General features: G+C 63.2%; 17 protein-coding genes and 4 tRNA genes. 11 read left to right on the forward strand and 10 right to left on the reverse strand.

Annotation, left to right across the window (positions count from 1 at the left end):
* Positions 1-70 precede the first annotated feature (70 nt).
* The 4 genes from C2L66_RS04720 to earP form a co-directional block, all read right to left on the reverse strand.
* Entirely contained in the window at positions 71-1,453 is a 1,383-nt protein-coding gene (locus C2L66_RS04720; RefSeq protein ID WP_054934156.1) for a sigma-54-dependent transcriptional regulator, read from the reverse strand.
* 142 nt (positions 1,454-1,595) lie between these two features.
* On the reverse strand, positions 1,596-1,802 hold the full coding sequence (locus C2L66_RS04725) for a CsbD family protein (RefSeq protein ID WP_007741080.1): 207 nt from the start codon (positions 1,800-1,802) through the stop codon (positions 1,596-1,598).
* A gap of 288 nt (positions 1,803-2,090) precedes the next feature.
* The gene (gene efp, locus C2L66_RS04730) at positions 2,091-2,648 is read right to left on the reverse strand and encodes an elongation factor P (RefSeq protein ID WP_035990188.1); all 558 of its coding nucleotides are present in this window, start codon (positions 2,646-2,648) and stop codon (positions 2,091-2,093) included.
* Between the two features lie 356 nt (positions 2,649-3,004).
* Positions 3,005-4,186: an elongation factor P maturation arginine rhamnosyltransferase EarP gene (earP, locus tag C2L66_RS04735; RefSeq protein WP_060601690.1), complete on the reverse strand. Its 1,182-nt coding sequence runs from the start codon at positions 4,184-4,186 to the stop codon at positions 3,005-3,007.
* Between the two features lie 109 nt (positions 4,187-4,295).
* Between earP and uvrC the strand changes: the two genes are divergently transcribed.
* The 6 genes from uvrC (at position 4,296) to C2L66_RS04765 (ending at position 8,398) form a co-directional block, all read left to right on the forward strand.
* Positions 4,296-6,518, forward strand: a complete 2,223-nt coding sequence (gene uvrC / locus C2L66_RS04740) for an excinuclease ABC subunit UvrC (protein WP_060601687.1) — start codon at positions 4,296-4,298, stop codon at positions 6,516-6,518.
* 110 nt (positions 6,519-6,628) lie between these two features.
* On the forward strand, positions 6,629-7,219 hold the full coding sequence (gene pgsA, locus C2L66_RS04745) for a CDP-diacylglycerol--glycerol-3-phosphate 3-phosphatidyltransferase (protein WP_054934158.1): 591 nt from the start codon (positions 6,629-6,631) through the stop codon (positions 7,217-7,219).
* 161 nt (positions 7,220-7,380) lie between these two features.
* A tRNA-Gly gene (locus C2L66_RS04750) sits at positions 7,381-7,456 on the forward strand.
* 68 nt (positions 7,457-7,524) lie between these two features.
* Positions 7,525-7,600 (forward strand) — tRNA-Gly (locus tag C2L66_RS04755).
* A gap of 151 nt (positions 7,601-7,751) precedes the next feature.
* Positions 7,752-7,825: transfer RNA gene (locus tag C2L66_RS04760), tRNA-Cys, on the forward strand.
* Positions 7,826-7,897: 72 nt separating this feature from the next.
* Positions 7,898-8,398, forward strand: a complete 501-nt coding sequence (locus C2L66_RS04765) for a GNAT family N-acetyltransferase (RefSeq protein ID WP_060601684.1) — start codon at positions 7,898-7,900, stop codon at positions 8,396-8,398.
* A gap of 29 nt (positions 8,399-8,427) precedes the next feature.
* Here C2L66_RS04765 and C2L66_RS04770 read toward each other — a convergent pair whose 3' ends face one another.
* The 3 genes from C2L66_RS04770 to C2L66_RS04780 are packed head-to-tail and all read right to left on the reverse strand — an operon-like array spanning position 8,428 to position 10,417.
* Complete coding sequence (locus C2L66_RS04770; protein ID WP_060601677.1) at positions 8,428-9,306, reverse strand: cytochrome c oxidase assembly protein; 879 nt, start codon at positions 9,304-9,306, stop codon at positions 8,428-8,430.
* 20 nt (positions 9,307-9,326) lie between these two features.
* Complete coding sequence (locus C2L66_RS04775) at positions 9,327-9,806, reverse strand: copper chaperone PCu(A)C (RefSeq protein ID WP_054934161.1); 480 nt, start codon at positions 9,804-9,806, stop codon at positions 9,327-9,329.
* A 17-nt stretch (positions 9,807-9,823) separates the two neighbouring features.
* Positions 9,824-10,417: an SCO family protein gene (locus C2L66_RS04780; protein ID WP_054934162.1), complete on the reverse strand. Its 594-nt coding sequence runs from the start codon at positions 10,415-10,417 to the stop codon at positions 9,824-9,826.
* Positions 10,418-10,847: 430 nt separating this feature from the next.
* Between C2L66_RS04780 and otsB the strand changes: the two genes are divergently transcribed.
* Positions 10,848-11,597 carry a trehalose-phosphatase gene (gene otsB, locus C2L66_RS04785; RefSeq protein WP_054934163.1) on the forward strand — a complete coding sequence of 250 codons (750 nt, stop codon included), beginning with the start codon at positions 10,848-10,850 and terminating at the stop codon, positions 11,595-11,597.
* A 52-nt stretch (positions 11,598-11,649) separates the two neighbouring features.
* Positions 11,650-13,071, forward strand: a complete 1,422-nt coding sequence (gene otsA / locus C2L66_RS04790; RefSeq protein ID WP_060601674.1) for an alpha,alpha-trehalose-phosphate synthase (UDP-forming) — start codon at positions 11,650-11,652, stop codon at positions 13,069-13,071.
* A gap of 93 nt (positions 13,072-13,164) precedes the next feature.
* Here the strand turns inward: otsA and C2L66_RS04795 are convergent, their stop codons facing one another.
* Positions 13,165-15,000: an ABC transporter ATP-binding protein gene (locus C2L66_RS04795; protein ID WP_060601671.1), complete on the reverse strand. Its 1,836-nt coding sequence runs from the start codon at positions 14,998-15,000 to the stop codon at positions 13,165-13,167.
* A 738-nt stretch (positions 15,001-15,738) separates the two neighbouring features.
* On the opposite strand from C2L66_RS04795, the gene C2L66_RS04800 reads away from it, so the two are divergent.
* From C2L66_RS04800 to C2L66_RS04810, 3 genes are all read left to right on the forward strand, one after another.
* On the forward strand, positions 15,739-16,803 hold the full coding sequence (locus tag C2L66_RS04800) for a glycosyltransferase family 4 protein (protein WP_054934166.1): 1,065 nt from the start codon (positions 15,739-15,741) through the stop codon (positions 16,801-16,803).
* A 248-nt stretch (positions 16,804-17,051) separates the two neighbouring features.
* Entirely contained in the window at positions 17,052-17,909 is an 858-nt protein-coding gene (locus tag C2L66_RS04805; protein ID WP_060601669.1) for a hypothetical protein, read from the forward strand.
* An 88-nt stretch (positions 17,910-17,997) separates the two neighbouring features.
* Positions 17,998-18,447 (forward strand): DUF2214 family protein, encoded by a 450-nt coding sequence (locus C2L66_RS04810; RefSeq protein ID WP_060602750.1) that lies wholly within the window; start codon positions 17,998-18,000, stop codon positions 18,445-18,447.
* A gap of 108 nt (positions 18,448-18,555) precedes the next feature.
* Here the strand turns inward: C2L66_RS04810 and C2L66_RS04815 are convergent.
* Together C2L66_RS04815 and dnaQ are read right to left on the reverse strand one after the other, a co-directional pair.
* Positions 18,556-18,630 (reverse strand) — tRNA-Val (locus C2L66_RS04815).
* A 48-nt stretch (positions 18,631-18,678) separates the two neighbouring features.
* The gene (gene dnaQ, locus C2L66_RS04820; protein WP_060601667.1) at positions 18,679-19,428 is read right to left on the reverse strand and encodes a DNA polymerase III subunit epsilon; all 750 of its coding nucleotides are present in this window, start codon (positions 19,426-19,428) and stop codon (positions 18,679-18,681) included.
* Positions 19,429-19,466: the final 38 nt, after the last annotated feature.

Here is a 19,466-nt window from a genome sequence, read left to right on the forward strand (position 1 = left end):
CCTCGTGCGGTCGAAATGAAAAAGGACGGGCCAGTCGGAACCCGTCCTTTTGCTTTCGTGACGCGCGACCTCAGTTCAGGCGCATGCGCTGCAGCTTGTTGTACAGCGTCTTCGGACTGATGCCGAGCAGTGACGCCGCGCGATGCCGCGTCCCGCCGACGGCATCGAGTGTCGCGCGAATCAGCATTTCCTCGACATCGGCGAGCGGCGTGCCGACAGTGACCTGCACCCGGCCGCCGTTCAGATCGCGCCCGCCCGCGCCGTTGCCTTCGTCGGCGCGCAGCGTCTCCAGCACGTCGCCGGAGGCGTGATACGCGCGCCGCACGCGGTCCTGCAACTCGCGCACGTTACCCGGCCATTCATACGCAAGACATTCGCGCACGAAACTCGGCCCGACCAGCTTCGTCGCATCCGCTACGCCGCGCGCGTTGGCCTCGTCGTTCAACTCGTCGACGAGCGCCTGCGCGAACAGCGCTGGATCGTCGCCGCGCTCGCGCAGCGGCGGCAGCGACAGCGCGGCCGCTTCGAGACGCAGGCCGAGATCCTGGTGCAGCGTGCCCTCGGCAACGGCCGAGCGCGGCACCTTGCGCGTCGATGCGATCAGGCGGAAGTCGGTCGCCACCTGATTCGTGCCGCCGACGCGCATGAAGGTTTGCGAATCGAGTGCGCTCAGCAGCGCTTCCTGCTGCGCGCGCGGCAGCATCGTGATTTCGTCGATAAAGAGCGTGCCGCCGCTCGCCTGTTCGAAAAGTCCGGGCTCGCGTTGCTCCGCGCCGCCGAACGCGCCGCGTTCATGGCCGAACAGCAGACTGTCGAGCGGCCGGCCGCCCGCGACCGCTTGTGCCGAGCGGCAGTCGAGCACGACGAACGGGCCTTTGCGGCGCCTGCTCATCTCGTGCAGCGTGCGCGCGGCGACTTCCTTGCCGGTGCCCGCTTCGCCCGAAATCAGCACGGCCGCTTCCGTCGGCGCAACGTGTTCGATCGAATCGTAGATATGCTGGATCGCGCCGCTGCGACCGATCATCGGTCCAAACCGGCCCATGCGGCGCAGCCGGGCGCGTAGCGCCTGCACTTCCTCTGTGAGTTCGTAGGGACGCGGGATGCGCGCCAGCAGGCTGCGCAGGCGCGGAATGTTGACGGGCTTGAGCAGGTAGTCCCAGATGCCGTGGCGCAAGCCTTCGATCGCGCTTTCGACCGTCGCATTGCCTGTCATCACGATCACGGGCAACGCGCCGCCGGGCGGCTGCGCGGGCAGATGCTGGAGCAAATCGAGGCCGCCGCCGTCGGGTAGATTCAGGTCGACCAGCACGACGTCGGGGATGAAGCGTGTCAGGGCTGCGCGTGCTTCGGAGAGCGTGATCGCGGTGTCGACGGAAAAACCGTCGGCGGCGAGAATCGCGGACAGGCCTGACAGGCTATTAGGATCGTCTTCGACAATCAGGGCATGTGGCATAACGAGCGCAACTTTTCAGATGGACGGATGCCCGACGCACGCGGCTCGCCGTAGGCGGTGCCGCACGCACGGGCGCTGCTTTATGAGTGAGCTTGAGCGGCCAATGCTCCCGGTAGGCGTGGCGGGCTGGACGCGACCCCGATCAGAAGGGCCGGTTGCTGTCGAAAAAACGTCGCACTTCGAGCTCGGCTTCGTCGCGGGTCTTGCCATAGCGCTCCTGGATCAGACCCGCCAGCTTGTCGGCGCGGCCTTCTGCCTTGGTCAGTTCGTCGTCCGTAAGTTCGCCCCACGCGGTTTTCGCCTTGCCGATCATCTGTTTCCACTTGCCTTCAGCGATATCGTTGTTCATGACACACCTCCCGTATTTTCCGATGCGCGAAAGCCTTAAAAGGCCTGAACTATTCGATAAGCAGAATGCGTGCCAAACCGGCTAAGCCTGCAAAAGCGAGCCAGCGTGGGCTAGAAACAGTGGCCATGCGAGCCGGCCTGGCAAAATTGCATGACTGGCCGGTAAAGTTTTCCACCACCATACACGGTCGCGAAAAAAAGAAAAAGCGCCCCGGAGGGCGCTTTCAAAATTCAAAAACCCTGAGTCGACTCAGGGCTTAAGACGAATGCAATGCGGCGCTATTCAAATTTATGCGCGGCTGCGGTATTCGTTGGTACGCGTGTCGATTTCGATCTTGTCGCCGATGTTGCAGAAGAGCGGCACTTGCAGTTCGAAGCCGGTGTTCAGCTTGGCCGTCTTGAGCACCTTGCCCGACGACGTGTCGCCCTTGACAGCAGGTTCCGTGTAGATGATTTCACGGACCAGCGTAGTGGGCAGTTCGACCGAGATTGCCTTCTCGTTGTAGAACACGACTTCGCAAGCCATGCCGTCTTCGAGGTAGTTGAGCGCGTCGCCCATCATTTCGGCTTCGACTTCGTACTGGTTGTAGTCGGCGTCCATGAACACGTACATCGGGTCGGCGAAGTACGAGTACGTGACTTCCTTGCGGTCCAGCACGACGACGTCGAACTTGTCGTCCGCCTTGTACACGGTTTCCATGCCCGCGCCCGTCAGCAGGTTCTTGAACTTCATCTTGACGACGGCGGCATTGCGGCCCGACTTGTTGTATTCGGCCTTCTGCACGACCATCGCGTCGGTGCCGATCATCACCACGTTGCCGGTGCGGAGTTCTTGAGCGATCTTCATAAAACTGTCCTGTACGAAATAAGGTGCTTCAACTTTTTGCTCAACGGCATACGGCGTAAGCGGGTTCGGCGCCTACGCGCGCTTGACAACCCCCGGTTGACCACCCGGTTGACCACCCTTTTGAGCGGCCTGAAGGCGGATCGAGCAGGAGTGCGCGGTGAGCGGGGCCGGTGCTTGCCGGAACGGCGCCGATATTCCCTGACGCCTTGTTCCGTGCTTCGTCCGTCTGCTTCTTTTACCCGAAGCGGGCGCGTACGCGTGTGACACTGACCGACACAGCCGTGAAGACAGACTCTCGGTCCGCCGCCGGTCTGGCCGCCGTGCCGCGCTTGCGTCGTCGGCCGTTGGATAACCGCTTATTTTAACTGACTTTTTGCGAATCCGGCGAGATTTCCGGCGAGATCGCCGATCGACGCGAGTTCGCGGGCCCAGTCGGCTGCGCGCGCGTCGAGTAGCCGACGGTGGCGTTGCAGATCGGCCCAGTCGGGCGTGCCGTTGCCGTTCCAGGCATGCCAGAAACGGCCGAGCGCGGCGCGGGCGGTGGCGGGAAGGCCGTGCGCGTAGTGCGCGAGGGCGGCGTCGAGCTTCGGCAGATGGGCGTCATCGGCCTGCGGGTAGATGTGCCAGACGAACGGCCGCGCGGCCCATTGCGCGCGTACGAATGAATCCTCGCCGCGCACGAAATTGATATCGCTCGCCCACAGCAGTTCGTCATAGCCGGGCTGGTCGGTGAATGCGAGCGCGTGCGCACGCAGGCTGCCGCGCGCTCGATGCGCGCCCGCCGCGAACGCCGGCAGGCTGAAGAACCGCGCGACTGCCCCCGAAATACGGCCTTCGGGCACGAGCAGCACGATTTCGCGTTCGGCGTCGCGCCACTGCTCGAGCAGGCTGTCGACGGCAGGGTTCTCATACGCGAACAGCGAGACGACGGTGGCCTCGCTGGACGGCGGCGCGCTGCCTGTCTTCGTTTGCCACCAGGCGGCGCGCGCGTCGGCTGACGATTCGAACGCCGCGCGGCGCGCGTCGAGATCGCGTTCCTTCAGCACGCCGCCCGTGCCCTCGCCGAGCCCCGGGAAGAAAAACGTCTTGTTCAACGCGTGACGGGGATGCGGCGACGGCCGCAAATGAAAGTCCGCGACCCAGTCCTCGCCGCTCAGATACTCGAGATTGAACCAGACGGGCACGGGCTCGCGCCGCGCCATCGCTTCCACGTACACGTGCGGCAGCTCGCACGCGAACGCCTCGATCACGACGTCGGCGACCTGCAGCGTATCGCCCGCGTGCGCCGGCTCGTGCCAGTGCTCGACGACGATGCCGTCCACCGTCTGCCGCGCGCTTTGCACATCGACGGATGCGTTGAGCTTGTGAAACGCGTGCAGATCGTCGACGAACAGACGCACCTGCCAGCCATGTTCGCTCGCGAGTTGCCGCGCGAGCCGCCAGCAGACGCCGATGTCGCCGAAGTTGTCGATCACTGCGCAGAAAATGTCGCACGCGATCGTCGACGGCTGCAACGCTTGAGTGGGAGCGGAAGACATGATGGCGCCGCCTGGGTTCGGGCGTGGACGGAATGTTCTAAACTGGCGATTCTAAAGCACATCACCCACATGACACGCCGTCCGTATGCGGCGTCCAATCCGATTCTGCATGACCCGATCCGATTCCTCTCCCGCAGCCGGTGCCGCCGTGAAACCCGGCGCGGCCGAAGCCGTCGCCGAAGACTTCGACCCGAAGAAGGTGCTGCGCCAGTTGCCGCACATGCCGGGCGTCTATCGCTACTACGATGCGCAGGGCGCGGTGCTGTACGTGGGCAAGGCGCGCGACCTGAAGAAGCGCGTGTCGAGCTACTTCACCAAGACGCTGCTGTCACCGCGCATCGCGATGATGGTCACGCGGATCGCAAAGATCGAAACGACGGTCACGCGGTCCGAAGCCGAAGCGCTGTTGCTCGAGAACAATCTGATCAAGGCTTTGGCGCCGCGCTACAACATCCTGTTTCGCGACGACAAGTCATATCCGTATCTGAAGCTGACGGGTCATCAGTTCCCGCGCATGGCGTACTACCGCGGTTCGGTCGACAAGAAGAATCAGTATTTCGGACCTTTCCCGAGTGCGTGGGCAGTGCGTGAGAGCATTCAGATCCTGCAGCGCGTGTTCCAGTTGCGCACGTGCGAGGACTCCGTGTTCAACAATCGCACGCGGCCGTGTTTGCTGCATCAGATCGGACGATGCACGGCGCCGTGCGTCGCCGCGATCAGCGAAGAGGACTATGCACGCGATGTGTCGAACGCGTCGCGCTTCCTGCTCGGACGGCAGTCGGAGGTGATGAAGGAACTCGAGCAGAAGATGCACGCGTTTGCCAGCGAACTGAAGTTCGAGCAGGCAGCGGCCGTGCGCAATCAGATGAGTTCGCTGTCGACAGTGCTGCATCAGCAGGCCATCGAAGTGGGCGGCGAGAGTGACGTCGATATTCTGGCCGTCGTCGCGCTTGGCGGGCGCGTGTGCGTGAACCTCGCGATGGTGCGCGGCGGCCGGCATCTCGGCGACAAGGCGTACTTCCCGACGCACGTCGAAAGCGCGTTGACAGCCGAAGAGGGCGGTCTCGACGATGGCGATGAAATCGTCCGGGCCGAGCCCGCGACAGTGATCGGCGTCGAGGCGGAGATGGGCGAGGAGTCCGATGAAGTCGTGAGTATCGGTGAAGACTCGGACGAAGACCCGGACGAAAACTCGCCGGAGGAAGGCAGCGAAGAGCTAGAAGTCGCTAGCGGCGCAGATGCAGATACCGACACCGCCGTCGGCAAGAAGCCGCGCCGCACGCCCGGCATCGAATCGGAAGTGCTCGAGGCGTTCATTGCCCAGCACTATCTGGGCAATCGCGTGCCGCCCGTGCTCGTGGTCAGCCACGCCCCCGCGAGCCGCGAACTCGTCGATCTGCTGATCGAGCAGGCCGGGCACAAGGTCACGCTGTTGCGCCAGCCGCAAGGCCAGAAGCGCGCCTGGCTCGCGATGGCCGAGCAGAACGCGAAGATCGCGCTCGCGCGGCTATTGTCGGAGCAAGGCTCGCAGCAATCGCGTACGCGCGCGCTCGCCGACACGTTGTCGCTCGAATGCGAAGACCTGGCGCATCTGCGCATCGAATGCTTCGACATCAGCCATACGATGGGCGAAGCGACGCAGGCGTCGTGCGTCGTCTATCACCATCACAAGATGCAGTCGTCCGAGTACCGGCGTTACAACATCACGGGCATCACGCCGGGCGACGACTACGCGGCGATGCGTCAGGTGCTCACGCGCCGCTACGAGAAGATGGTCGCGCAGGCCGCGGCAAACGCGAACGACGAAGCAGCTGAGCTGCAACCCGAAGCCGCCGCCGATCCGGCCATCGCGCCGGAAGGCGCGGAACCCGTTGCCGCGGGCGGGCAGCTGCCGAACATCGTGCTGATCGACGGCGGCAAAGGGCAGGTCGAGATCGCACGCCAGGTATTCAACGAACTCGGGCTGGACCTCGGCATGCTGGTCGGCGTCGCGAAGGGCGAAGGGCGCAAGGTTGGTCTCGAGACGCTCGTCTTCGCGGACGGTCGCTCGTCGCTCGAACTCGGCAAGGAAAGCGCGGCGCTGATGCTGGTCGCGCAGATCCGCGACGAAGCGCACCGTTTCGCGATCACGGGCATGCGCGCGAAGCGCGGCAAGACGCGCCAGACGTCGCGGCTCGAAGAACTGGAAGGCGTCGGCGCGAAGCGGCGTCAGCGGCTGCTGGCGCGCTTCGGCGGCTTGCGCGGCGTGGTGGCGGCGAGTATCGACGATCTCGCGAGCGTCGAGGGCATTTCGCGCGCGCTCGCCGAGCAGATTTATCGACAGTTGCATTGAACGCGTCCGTGTCTGCGTACGCCGCCGCGCCGTGCGCCCGAGCCTTGCTTGTGGCTCGCCCGGTGAAGCGGCACAATTGCATCTCTTATCTCAGAACGTAGCGCCTGCCCATGCCGTTTAATTTCCCGATCTTCCTGACGTGGCTGCGGATAGTGTTGATTCCGCTCGTCGTGGGCGTGTTCTATTTGCCGGACATGATGCTAAGTCCCGCGCACCGCAATCTGGCCGCAGCGACGATATTCATCCTCGCCGCGCTGACCGACTGGTTCGACGGCTTTCTCGCGCGTAAGTGGAACCAGACGTCGGCGTTCGGCGCGTTCCTCGATCCCGTCGCCGACAAGCTGATGGTGACAGCCGCCTTGCTCGTGCTGGTCCAGTTGTCGCGCCTGGATTCGGCGATCGCGCTTGTGATCGTCGGCCGCGAGATCGCGATTTCGGCGCTGCGTGAATGGATGGCGCAGATCGGCGCATCGAAGAGCGTCGCGGTGAATTCGCTCGGCAAGTTCAAGACGGCCTGCCAGATGACAGCGATTCCGATGCTGCTGTTCTATGGTCCGCTATCGTTCGGCGTGTTGTCGATCGACACGCGCGTGTGGGGTTTGTGGCTCATCTATCTCGCCGCATTCCTCACGATCTGGTCGATGCTGTACTACATGAAGCTTGCGTGGCCGCAGATCCGCGAGCGCGGTGGGATGGCGTGACGCAGAGGTTGATGCGCAGTGTCCGCGCGATGCGTCAGTAGAATTTTCAATCTCTCGTACAAAAAGAGTTGACACGGTTCGGCGGCTTCTACATAATCTCGTTTCTCCGGTGCACGCGCTGCTAAACAGCGCGAAACACTAGGAAGCAGTAGAAGCAAAACGCGGGAGTAGCTCAGTTGGTAGAGCGCAACCTTGCCAAGGTTGAGGTCGCGAGTTCGAGACTCGTCTCCCGCTCCAGATTTTGAAGCTGCGTTTTGCGGCAAGCAGTCAGCAGGGCGTTGTGAAGCAGTAAAGCGCAGGTTCATGCGGGAGTAGCTCAGTTGGTAGAGCGCAACCTTGCCAAGGTTGAGGTCGCGAGTTCGAGACTCGTCTCCCGCTCCACACATAGGGGGAAGCCAAGCTTCCCTTTTTGTTTGATGCTTCGGTAGAAGCATCGAGCGCAGATGGCCCTGATGTCGTGTCTTTCAGGCCATCGCACAAAATCTGCGAGCCGTTGCAACTGCAACAAAGTACGGTTCGGCAGTCCGCTTTCGGCGCGATAGCAAAGCGGTTATGCAGCGGCCTGCAAAGCCGTTTAGACCGGTTCGACTCCGGTTCGCGCCTCCAGAAGCAAAGAAAAGCCCCGAGATTTCGGGGCTTTTCTTTTTTCAGCGTGGAGTTTCGCATGAGGGCAACGTCATGACCGGGCAGCAACCTATGCAGAGCAAAGAGACTTCTCCTTTCGAATGGCGCTGGAAGGCTTTCGACGATCTGACGAACGTCGAGGTCTACGACATGCTGGCCGCTCGCGCAGCCGTCTTCGTGATCGAGCAGAACTGTCTGTATGGCGATGTCGATGGACTCGATATCGACGCGTGGCATCTGTTCGCATACGGCGGGTATCCGGCCGGCACGCGCGCGAAACTGGCGGGCTATCTGCGCGTGCTGTTGCCTGATGACGAAGACGCCGATATCCGCATCGGCCGCGTGCTGACGACAGCCGGTTTCCGTGGACAAGGCCTCGGCAGCGCGATGCTCGAAACGGTGCTCGGCCATATTCGTGCGCAGTGGCCCGGCACGCCCATACGTCTGCATGCGCAGGCCCATCTGCAGCCGTTCTATGGCGCATTCGGCTTCGCGCCGATTTCAGACGTGCACGAAGAGGACGGCATCCCGCATATCTGGATGCGTTCCGCCTGACGCTTGCTCTTGCTGCGCCTGAATGCGGATCAACGGTTGGCGTGCGCGACGAACTGCGCGCGGGCAGGCGCGGGCGCCTGCGCATTTCGCTCATCGCGCAGACGCTCCCGCGCCGACAGCCTCATCCAGTGACGCAGCGCGAGCACGGCGCCGATCACGCTCATCATCGAACCTGGAATCCATAGCAACAGCCCGCCGATCTGCTGATCGCGCATCGGACTGAGCCATGTGAACGCGCGCCCGCAGATCGAATAGACGGGATAAAGCTCGCGCGGCGAAAAGAAGATGAACGCGCCGAGCACGATCTGCGGCGGAATCGCGGCGACGACCAGCAGCACGCGGCGACCGGGCGACAGCCGCGCGGGCGGCGCAGGCCGTGCATCGAGCACGAGCCACCAGAACATCAAGCCGTCGATCACCATGCTCCAGTTCATCACGCGATACAGCCGCCAGTCGAGCATCGCGACGAAGTGAATCGGCGAGAACAGCCAGAAATAGATCAGTCCAACGAACAGAACGACGGCGACGACGGGATGAAACAGAACATCGAGCGTCGCGCGCACGTAGCGCGTTTGCAGCACGGGCCGCACGACGCGTTGCCGCCACGCGAATGGGATTCCCGCGCGTAGCGCCGCGCCGGGATAGGACAGCGCGATGAAGAACGGCCCGAGATGATGCAGCACCAGATGCTGCGCGCGATGCATGAAAAACTCATGCTCGAAGAAATAGTCGAGCCGCGTATGCAGCGCGACATAGAGCGCTGCCAGCCCGAACCAGAACGACAACTGCCGCGCCAGCGACACCTTCGCCTTGCGCACGCCACGCGCGAACAGCAGCGCGGCGAGCAGCATCACGATCACCACGGTCGGCGACGGCTCCCAGGGTTCGAGCCAGTAGAGCAAAGTCATCGCGGGTTCTTCACGCGCCGCTACTTGGTCTGCGAAGGCGACTTGACCGCGAACGGCGCATCGAGCGTTTCGCCGTCGGAAAACTGCAGCTTCAGATGCACCGTATCGCCCGGCGCAATCTTGTGCTTCGCCTCTTCGAGCATCACGTGATAGCCGCCCGGCGCGATCGATGCCTGGCCGTGCGCGGGCACCGTCAGCTTGTCGACCATCACCATCTTTTGCGTCGAACCGTTCGACACCGTCTGATGCAGCATCGCGCTGCCGTAATCGGCGCTCGACACGTCGACGAGATCGATCGGCTTGTCGCTCGAGTTGGTCAGCGTGACGTACGCGGCGGCGGGCAGATTGTTCGGCAGCCAGCGGACCCATGCGTTCTGCACGGCGATGGCCGGCTTGCTGTCAGCCGCGTGCGCGGCGATGCTGGCCGTGGCGACGCATGCGAAAGCGGCCGCGCAAACCAGCGTGTGAATCCTCGAAAGCGTTTTGATTTGTTGTGTCATGTCGAACCTGTGAGAAATCAGGATTGGTCTTCAATGATACGGCGCACGTCTCGCGCGATGACGTCGGGCGAGTCGCGGTCCGTGGCGAGCAGACGCGCGCGATTACGTGCGTCGAAGATGTAGACGGCCGAGCTGTGCGTCACCTCGTAATTGCCGTTCGGCTCGCGCTTTTCCATCTGATACGCGACGCGGTAATGCCTTGCCATCTGCTCGATCTGTGCATCCGTGCCCGTCAGACCGAACGCATGCTGCGAATCGAATGCGCCGACGTAGTCGTGCAACGCGCTGGGCGTGTCGCGCGCGGGATCGACGCTGACGAACAGGATGCGCACATTCTGCGCGTCGGGCCCGAGCTTGCCGATGACCTGCATCAGACGCGCCATCGTTTCCGGGCAGACGTCGGGGCAATGCGTATAGCCGAAGTACACGAGCGACACGCGTCCCTTGAGCGTATCCGCCGCGACGGACCGGCCGTCGTCGCCCGTCAGCGTGAAATCGAGGTCGGGCAGATGGCCGCTCACGTCCGTCAGTTGCCACGGTTCGCCGTGATGCGAGCATCCCGCGCTGCCGAGCGCCGCGCACAGCACGACACCCAGCGTAGCGATGCGCATTGGCGCAGGAGCGTGCCGGGCGAGGAAGCGCAAGAGAGACACAGGTGCTTTCGGGAACAAAGGCTGTTTCGACGACTCGATTCAGAACAGGGGCGCACATCAGGATGCAAGCAGCGCGCTGCGACTGGCATGACCCGATCGCGGCTCATGCTATTCCATGTCCACGGCGCGCGCCGTTGCGACTCTATCGCAATTTCAGACGCGTCGTTGTACCGTGGCCCTGTGAGGGAAAAAGCGAGTCAATATGCCGCAGCGCATTGAAAGGCGGCCGTATCCGGATCGTACGGGTTTTGCATCCCGTCCTTTCGGCCGGCAGCCCGGAATGCCCGCCCGCGCGGCGCGAAAACTTACTTTCTCGAAAAAACGACCGATGCGCGGTAAGATGCGCACACTTTTCCGGCTGCAAGCGGCTGAGAGGCAACGTACACCGATGCAAGTACTTCCCGCTTTTCTGTCTCCCACGGAGACGGCATTTTTCTTCGATTTCGACGGTACGCTCGTCGATCTGGCACCGACGCCCGACGGCGTGCTGGTCCAACCCGAGGCGATCGCCTTGCTCACCGAACTCCGGCGGCTGACGAACGGCGCAGTGGCGATCGTGTCGGGACGCGGGATCGACAGCATCGACCAGTTTCTCGGCATGCCCGATCTGCCCATCGCCGGCCTGCACGGCGCCGAGCGGCGCGATGCGAACGGCGACACGCAGCGCATCGGCTTCAACGACGACCGGCTACTGCGCATGGAGCAGGTGCTCGCCGAAGTCGTCAACGCCAATCCCGGCATGCTGCTCGAAATCAAGGGCGCGGCGCTCGCGCTGCACTATCGCAACGCACCCGACCGCGAGCCGGTGGCGCGCGAAGCGACGAGCCGGCTGGTCGCCGAATATCCAGCCGCTTACGTGCTGCAGCCAGGCAAGATGGTCTATGAAATCAAGCCGAAGGACGTCGACAAGGGCCGCGCGCTGCGCGCCTTTCTGGACGAGCCGCCGTTCACGGGTCGCACGCCCGTGTTCGCAGGCGACGATCTGACCGACGAGAAGGGCTTCGTGGTCGTCAACGAAAAGGGCGGTCTGTCGATCAAGGTCGGCGGTGGCGATACGATCGCGCGCTCGCGCATCGGCTCGGTGAGCGCGCTGCTCGCGTGGCTGTCGGAAATCGTCGCGGCGGCGCGCAACGCATGATGGCACCCGTTCATCCGCGCCTCGCTCCTGTACAGCACGGAACCCTCGCGTCATGAGCCGACTGATTATCGTATCGAACCGCGTCGCGCCGATTTCGGAAGGCGGCCCCGCGGCGGGCGGCCTCGCCGTCGGCGTCTACGACGCACTGAAGGAAACGGGCGGCATGTGGTTCGGGTGGAGCGGCGACGTGCCCGGCAGCGGCCAGCCGCAGATCAAGCTCGAAGAGCGCGGCCCGGTGACGTTCGCGACCATCGGCCTCGTGCGCCGCGACTACGACCAGTATTACCGCGGCTTTTCGAACGCGACGCTGTGGCCCGCGTTTCATTACCGGCCCGATTTGCTGCAGTACGACCGGCACGATTTCGAAGGCTACTGCCGCGTGAACACGTGGCTCGCGCAAAAACTGGTGCCGCTGCTGCGCGACGACGACGTCATCTGGGTCCACGACTACCATCTGATTCCGTTTGCACAGGCACTGCGTGCGGCGGGCGTGAAGAACCGCATCGGCTTCTTCCTGCACATTCCGTTTCCGGCGTCGCAGGTATTGCTCGCCGTTCCGCCGCATCGCGCGCTTGTCGAGGCGCTGTGTTCGTTCGATCTGCTCGGTTTCCAGACGAAGCCCGATTTGCGCGCGTTCTGCGATTACATCGCCAACGAGGCAGACGGTTCGATCGAAGCCTCGGCGCAAGGGCCGACAGTCGTGCACGGTTTTGGCCGCACGCTGCGCGCGGCGGCCTATCCGATCGGCGTGTATCCCGACGAGATCGCCGAATTGGCGAAAGCAGGCGAGGGCGACAAGCCGGTGCGCACGATCGAAGCGACACTGCATGCGCGCAAGCTGATCATGAGCGTCGACCGGCTCGATTATTCGAAGGGACTGGTCGAGCGATTCCGCGCGTTCGAGCGGCTGCTCGAACATTCGCCTTCGTACCGCGACAAGGTGTCGTTCCTGCAGATCGCGCCGCCGACGCGTTCCGATCTGCACGCGTACCAGGAAATCCGCTTGCAGCTCGAAGGCGAGTCGGGGCGCATCAACGGCCGCTTTGCGGAGCTCGACTGGACGCCTATCCGCTATATCCATCGCCAGTATGAGCGGCCCGTGCTCGCGGCGCTGTTTCGCACCGCGCATGTCGGCTACGTGACGCCGCTGCGCGATGGGATGAATCTCGTCGCGAAAGAGTATGTGTCGGCGCAAGATCCGGAAGATCCCGGCGTGCTGGTGCTGTCGCGTTTCGCGGGCGCCGCGCAGGAGTTGACGGGCGCGCTGATCGTCAATCCCGTCGATGTCGACGGCATGGCCGATGCGCTCGGCGCCGCGCTGTCGATGCCACTTGCCGAACGCAAGGCGCGCTATGACGACATGATGGTGCAACTGCGCGAGAACAACGTGTCCGTATGGCGCGACAACTTCATGCGCGACCTGCAGCAGATGCCGGATGCGCAGCGGGTGGTGCGGGAAGCCGCCGAGGGTTGATCTCTTTTTCGCTGTCGTTCCAATAGAAAAAGCCGCTTCATCGAAGCGGCTTTTTTCATGGCGTGTCAGTTCAGAAGCGAGTTCAGAAGCGCCTCACGCGACGTGCTGCTCGTCGAACTTCTTGCCGCCCACATGCAGTGTCGAATGCTTGCCGAACTGCTTCGACAGCAGATCGCGATACAGGCCCGGACGGTTGCGCAACTCTTCGGGGCTGCCGTCGTCGATCACCTTGCCCGCGCTCATGACGATGATGCGGTCGAAGTTGTGCAGCGTCGACAGACGGTGTGCGATGGCGATCACCGTGCGGCCGACCATCAGCCGGTCGAGGGCTTTCTGGATCGCTTCTTCTGACGCGCTGTCGAGCGCGGAGGTGGCTTCGTCGAGCAGCAGGATCGGCGCGTTCTTCAGGATCGCGCGCGCAATCGCGATACGTTGGCGCTGACCACCCGACAGCTTCACGCCGCGGTCGCCCACGATCGTATCGAAGCCTTCCGGCATCGCCTCGATAAAGTCCGTGCAGCGGGCTTCGCGCGCGGCGGCGAGCACTTCTTCGCGCGTCGCCTCGGGCCGGCCGTACGCGATGTTTTCGTACACGGTGCGGTGGAACAGCGAAATGTCCTGCGGCACCAGCGCGATCGAGTGACGCAGGCTGTCCTGCGAGATCGACGAGATATCCTGGCCGTCGATCAGGATGCGCCCGGCCTGCGTTTCATAAAAGCGTTGCAGCAGCGCGAGCACGGTCGACTTGCCCGCGCCCGACTTGCCGATCAGGCCGACGCGCTGGCCGGCCGGAATGTCGAGATCGAAGTGATCGAGAATCGGGCGGCGCTTCGGATACGCAAACGTCACCTTGTCGAAGGTTACGCGGCCGCCTTGCGGGACGAGTTCGACGGCGTCGTTGTGATCAGGCATGCCGTGCGGTTCGAGCAGCGTCTTGACGGCCTCCGCGAGACGCGCGATGTGCTGCGTCACGTCGACGAGTGCGACGGCCAGATCGCGTGTGCCGTGGAGGATCGTGAAGCCGAGCGAGCTGACCAGCACGATGTCGCCCGAGGTCGCCTTGCCCTGATCCCACAGCCACAGCGCCCAGCCGAGCAGGCCCGCCGACAGCAGCGCCGTGATGACCGCGTGCAGCAGTCGCAGTTTCTCCAGATACAGCAGGCTTTGCTGGCGCGCGATCATTTCCGACTTTACGGTCGCGCTGAAGCGCTTCTGCTCGCGGAACGTCATGCCGAACGCGCGCACGAGGCCCATGTTGCCGATCACGTCGACGAGTTCGCCGTCGACAGCGGCCGCCTTGCTCGCGAAGGTGTGATGACGGGCCGAGCCACGGCCCGCCAGCTTGAACAACACGACCGACAAAATCGCCGAGCAGGTCAGCAGGCCGAGCGCCATCAGCGGATTGACGGCGGTGATCATCACGATCGCGCCCACCACCGCGATGCACGGCGGCAGGACGTTCCACGCGGTTGTGTTTTCGGCCGTGTAGACGGCGTTCGAGGTCGCCGTAATGCGGCTCGCCAGCGTGCCCGGCTGTTTCTCCGCGTAATAGGTCGGCGAGTGGCCCGTCAGATACTGGAAGAGGTCCTTGCGCAGATCGCCCGTGACGGCCACGAACGTATGCGCCGCGACCCAGCCGCCTACGCGCCACAACAGGTTGTCGGCGGCGATCAGGCCGACCAGGATCGCGAACGCGCCCCACAGCGGCCCCGGATGATGGCGTCCCGCGCCGAGCACGTCGATCAGATGTTTGATCGCGTATTGCGAAGCGAGCGCACAGCCCACGGCCGCGAACACGCTGCCCAGCACGATCAGATGAGCGACCGGATGGCGGCGGATAAAGCGGAAGAGGAATGCAAGCGGCCGGTGCGCATAGCTCGCGAGCTTTGCGTTATGGGCGTTTCGCTGGGCAATGGTGAGATGTTCCAATTGTTCGTTTGGTCTGTCAGTGTCGGTTTGAGACGTCTGAAAACGGGTTCAGGTCGTGCAACGGTCGTGCCTGGGAACGGCCCGTAACACCAGCGTAGGCCTCGCATTGTAAACATGCAAAAGCCATTTCGCATGGCGGGACAGCCAATGGGGGCGCGATTATTTTCGCGACACGTACCGGTAAGGTTTCCCAGCCTTGACCCGCTAGCGGGCAAGGGGTTCACGACAGGGGCGTGAATTTTCGAGATATAATTACAGATTGCATACGAGCCGGCGAGGGGAATCTCATCGAGTTCCAGCCGCCGCAGACGGGTCCTGGATGACTGCAGTCGAACGGCTTTGCGGCGCCAGTGCCGATGCAGCGCTCCCACTGTAAAACACCTTGAGAAAACAAGGGTTTGCGAAGTGTTTCGCGTTTGTAACAACGTAAAGACTTTGAAATGTTGGGGCCGGTCCGCCAGGCAGGCATCGATAATGCATGCTCGGTCGAGTCAGGAAATATCTGACAGTTTGTCAACGTCGAATCATGAGCCGCGTTTACGGCTTTGAGCACAGACTTTGACATTGGCCAAGCTGGCGTCTTACCAAGCGATCCATCGCAGGAATTTCTCGAAAGAATCAGGCTCGTGTCCGGTGCAGCTTCAGGCTGCATGCGAACCGGGCGCCCTGGCGAGCAAGCGAAGTCGCTTTTTCCAAACTGCAGTCTTTTTGCCTGATTTTTTACGAGGAGTTCTCCCTATGCGAATCGCTCAAATCGCTCCGTTGCACGAGGCGGTGCCTCCCAAGCTTTATGGCGGCACGGAACGCGTCGTGTCGTATCTGACGGAAGCGCTCGTCGAGCTCGGACATGACGTGACGCTTTTTGCCAGTGGCGATTCGCAAACCTCCGCGAAGCTCGAAGCCTTCTGGCCGCAGGCGTTGCGTCTGGACCCGACGATCCGCGACGTGATGGCGCCGCACATGTTGCTGCTCGAAGAAGTCCGCCGCCGCGCGGAAGAGTTCGACGTGCTGCATTTCCACATCGACTACTATCCGTTCTCGCTGTTCGCGCGCCAGCCGGTGCCGTTCCTGACGACCATGCACGGCCGTCTCGATCTGCCCGAACTGCAGCCCGTCTTCAACACGTTCAGCGACGTGCCCGTGGTGTCGATCTCGGACAACCAGCGCCAGCCGCTGCAACAGGCGCACTGGTTGTCGACCGTGTACCACGGCCTGCCGGAAAACGTGCTCACGCCGATCCCCAACGTCGAGCCGGGCTACCTCGCATTCCTCGGCCGCGTTTCGCCGGAGAAGGGCCTCGACCGTGCGATCCGCATCGCCGGCCAGGCAGGCATGAAGCTCAAGGTCGCCGCCAAGATCGACAAGGCCGACCGCGCGTATTACGAAGAAGTCATCAAGCCGCTGATGGCGCTGCCGCACGTCGAGTACATCGGCGAAATCGGCGAAGCCGAAAAGCGTGAGTTCCTCGGCAACGCGCATGCACTGGTGTTCCCGATCGACTGGCCGGAGCCGTTCGGTCTGGTGATGATCGAAGCCATGGCATGCGGCACGCCCGTGATCGCGTTCAAGCGCGGCTCGGTGCCCGAAGTGATCGAGAACGGCGTGTCGGGCTTCGTCGTCGAAGACGAAATCAGCGCCGTCGCTGCCCTCAAGCGTCTCGACCAGCTGCCGCGCGCGCAGGTGCGCAAGGCGTTCGAATCGCGCTTCTCGTCGAAGGTGATGGCGCAGAACTACCTGAAGACCTACGAAGACCTGCTGCACGCGAAGCGCCGCACGGTGCTGCGCGAAGTCAACGCAAACTGATCTTCGTCGAAGCTGACCGCGACCGGGTTGCTTAACGCCTGCGCGGTCCGTTGGATGGGACGACAACGCCCCGCATGTGTCGAACATGCGGGGCGTTGTTGCATTTGCGCCGCACGCCGGGGCGAAACGCGCGGGGAATGTATCGAAAGTGTGTGTCCGTGGTCCTGCAACCGTGAGACGAATCGGTAATATCCCTATAATGGCCGTGCCGCAAATCCGGCGCAGCCGGTCGATATGAGGAGATTGCTTTGGCGAGAACGAAACAGACGCGTGCGAGCGCGGCGCCCGGCGCCGGCACGATGTTCGCGCTTCGCGCCATCGGTCTCGTGATACTGGCGCGCTGGCTCTTCTCGATGGGCGAGATGGACCCGCTGACGGCACTGCGGGCGATGGCTTCGTCGCCGTGGGCCTGCATCAACCTCGTTTTCCTGTTTCTGCTGATCTTCCTGCCGGGCGCGAAGGCGCGCGCCGAGCGGCCGTTCCATCCGTTGCCGCAATGGTTGCGTCAGGCGCTGCGCCTGTTTGCGTTTCTCGGTTTGCTGTTCGCGGTCTGGTCGGTGGGCGCGTTCGTCTGGGCGGCCGGCTGGCGGCGTGCGTTCAACGCGGTCGCCGCCACCAACGGCTGGCTGCTCGCCGCGCCGACGCTGTACGCCGTGGTCGTGTGGATCTGTCGGCCGCGCGCGCTGTGGCGCACGAATATCGCCGCACGCCGCTTTGCGATCGGCCGCTTTGCGATTTCGATCGATGCCGTCACGCGCACGGCCATCGTCTGGGCCGAAAGCCGCAAGCTCGGCCAGTACGACGCGCGCGAGCTGTCGCTGCGCTGGCATGACGGAACCGGGCGTGCGGCGCCTGTGTCGCGCGTGGCGCAGGCCGTCGATCTGTCAGGTGCCCAGCCGGCGACCGTGCCACCCATTTCGAACGGCCACGCGACGCTCGAGCGCGCGGGTGTCGGCGGCTTGCTGCGCGGCCCGAAAGTCGAGTTGATGTGGGATTCGCCCGCTGCCGCCGGACACAACCGGCAGACGGTGTTCAGGACGCCGCTCGCAACGGAAGGCGATCGCGTTGCGGCGCGGGCGCTCGACGCGAGCCTGCGGCAGGCCTGATATTCACTCCGGGCGCTCGCGCCCCGGCACCCTCGGCCCGACATGGGCCTGAAGCGCCAACCGCTTTGCATCGTTCATGGAGGTGTCCATGTTGATCCGCTGGTTGCTGGCCGCCGTTCATCTGCTGGGTTATGCATTTGCGCTCGCCGCGATCATCGGGCGCACGCGCGGGCTGCGTCAGCTATCCGACCCGGCCGGTCTGCAGCGCGTCTTCGTCGCGGACAACGTGTGGGGCGTCACGGCCGTCGTTCTGATCGTCACGGGCTTGATGCGCGTGTTCGGCGGCTTTGAGAAGGGCGCGGACTACTACCTGCATGAGCCGCTCTTTCACGTGAAGATGGCGGCGCTCGTGCTGATCTTCGCTTTTGAGATCGCGCCGATGATGACCTTGATTCGCTGGCGTCTCGCCGTCAGAAACGGCGAGAGTCCGGATCTCTCCCGCGCCCGCCGCTTTGCCCGAACGGGGCACTGGCAGTCCATTCTGCTCGTCGTGATGGTGTTCGCCGCGTCGGGCATGGCGCGCGGGATTGGCGCGTAGTTGTTGCGGCAGGCAACAAAACGGAGCGGAGAAAATGAAAAAGGGCTTAGGTCGTTAAACCTAAGCCCTCGATTCTTCGGTGTTCGTCTTTACCAACACCAGAAATTCTGGTGGGTAGTACTGGGATCGAACCAGTGACCCCTGCCGTGTGAAGGCAGTGCTCTACCGCTGAGCTAACCACCCGAAGAGCTGTGCATTATGTCAGCTCTTTTAGACTTCGACAAGTACTTTTTAAGCGATTTGCGTATCCGCTGTCGCGGCGACATCTTCCGCAGCGGGTTGGGTGCGCCACACGCTCGTGCCCTTCACCGATTTGTCGAGACCATCGAGCAATGCTTCGTGTTCGGCCAGTTCGTCTTCCGTCGCCGTCAGCACGATGAGTTCGAGCGTATCGAGCTGCACTCGCTTGGCGCCGTCTGCATGGCCCGCTGCCGCTTCGCCGATCATGTCGATCACGAGGCTTTCCTGGCCGCGCGTCATCGCGAGGTACACCTCGGCGAGCAGTTCCGAGTCGAGCAGCGCGCCGTGCAGCGTGCGATGTGCATTGCTGATGCCGAAGCGATCGCACAGGGCGTCGAGCGAATTGCGCTTGCCCGGGAACATCGACTTTGCGCGCACGAGCGTGTCGATCACCTCGCCGCAATGCTCGGTGAACGGCGGCAAGCCCAGCAGCGAAAACTCGGCGTTGAGAAAGCCGATATCGAAGGGCGCGTTGTGGATGATGAGTTCCGCGCCCGCCACGAAGTCGCGCAGCGCGTCGGCGATCTCCGCGAATTTGGGCTTGTCGCGCAGGAATTCAGTGGTCAGTCCGTGTACGGCCAGCGCGCCCGGATCACTGTCGCGCTCGGGATTGACGTAGAAGTGCAGGTTGTTGCCCGTCAGCCGGCGGTTCACCAGCTCGACGCAGCCAATTTCGATAATCCGGTCGCCGCTCTTCGCATTCAGTCCTGTCGTTTCCGTATCGAGGATGATTTGACGCATGTCGGTGTTGCCTGTTTGTGTTGATGCGTGAAAAGAAT

Origin of the sequence: Paraburkholderia caribensis, from assembly GCF_002902945.1 — a bacterium.
GTDB lineage: Bacteria > Pseudomonadota > Gammaproteobacteria > Burkholderiales > Burkholderiaceae > Paraburkholderia > Paraburkholderia caribensis.

Bases quoted from the DNA above. Each gene is read 5' to 3' on its own strand.
- C2L66_RS04720 (WP_054934156.1), bottom strand. From the start codon at position 1,453: ATGCCACATGCCCTGATTGTCGAAGACGATCCTAATAGCCTGTCAGGC.
- C2L66_RS04725 (WP_007741080.1), bottom strand. From the start codon at position 1,802: ATGAACAACGATATCGCTGAAGGCAAGTGGAAACAGATGATCGGCAAG.
- efp (WP_035990188.1), bottom strand. From the start codon at position 2,648: ATGAAGATCGCTCAAGAACTCCGCACCGGCAACGTGGTGATGATCGGC.
- earP (WP_060601690.1), bottom strand. From the start codon at position 4,186: ATGTCTTCCGCTCCCACTCAAGCGTTGCAGCCGTCGACGATCGCGTGC.
- uvrC (WP_060601687.1), top strand. From the start codon at position 4,296: ATGACCCGATCCGATTCCTCTCCCGCAGCCGGTGCCGCCGTGAAACCC.
- pgsA (WP_054934158.1), top strand. From the start codon at position 6,629: ATGCCGTTTAATTTCCCGATCTTCCTGACGTGGCTGCGGATAGTGTTG.
- C2L66_RS04765 (WP_060601684.1), top strand. From the start codon at position 7,898: ATGACCGGGCAGCAACCTATGCAGAGCAAAGAGACTTCTCCTTTCGAA.
- C2L66_RS04770 (WP_060601677.1), bottom strand. From the start codon at position 9,306: ATGACTTTGCTCTACTGGCTCGAACCCTGGGAGCCGTCGCCGACCGTG.
- C2L66_RS04775 (WP_054934161.1), bottom strand. From the start codon at position 9,806: ATGACACAACAAATCAAAACGCTTTCGAGGATTCACACGCTGGTTTGC.
- C2L66_RS04780 (WP_054934162.1), bottom strand. From the start codon at position 10,417: ATGCGCATCGCTACGCTGGGTGTCGTGCTGTGCGCGGCGCTCGGCAGC.
- otsB (WP_054934163.1), top strand. From the start codon at position 10,848: ATGCAAGTACTTCCCGCTTTTCTGTCTCCCACGGAGACGGCATTTTTC.
- otsA (WP_060601674.1), top strand. From the start codon at position 11,650: ATGAGCCGACTGATTATCGTATCGAACCGCGTCGCGCCGATTTCGGAA.
- C2L66_RS04800 (WP_054934166.1), top strand. From the start codon at position 15,739: ATGCGAATCGCTCAAATCGCTCCGTTGCACGAGGCGGTGCCTCCCAAG.
- C2L66_RS04810 (WP_060602750.1), top strand. From the start codon at position 17,998: ATGTTGATCCGCTGGTTGCTGGCCGCCGTTCATCTGCTGGGTTATGCA.
- dnaQ (WP_060601667.1), bottom strand. From the start codon at position 19,428: ATGCGTCAAATCATCCTCGATACGGAAACGACAGGACTGAATGCGAAG.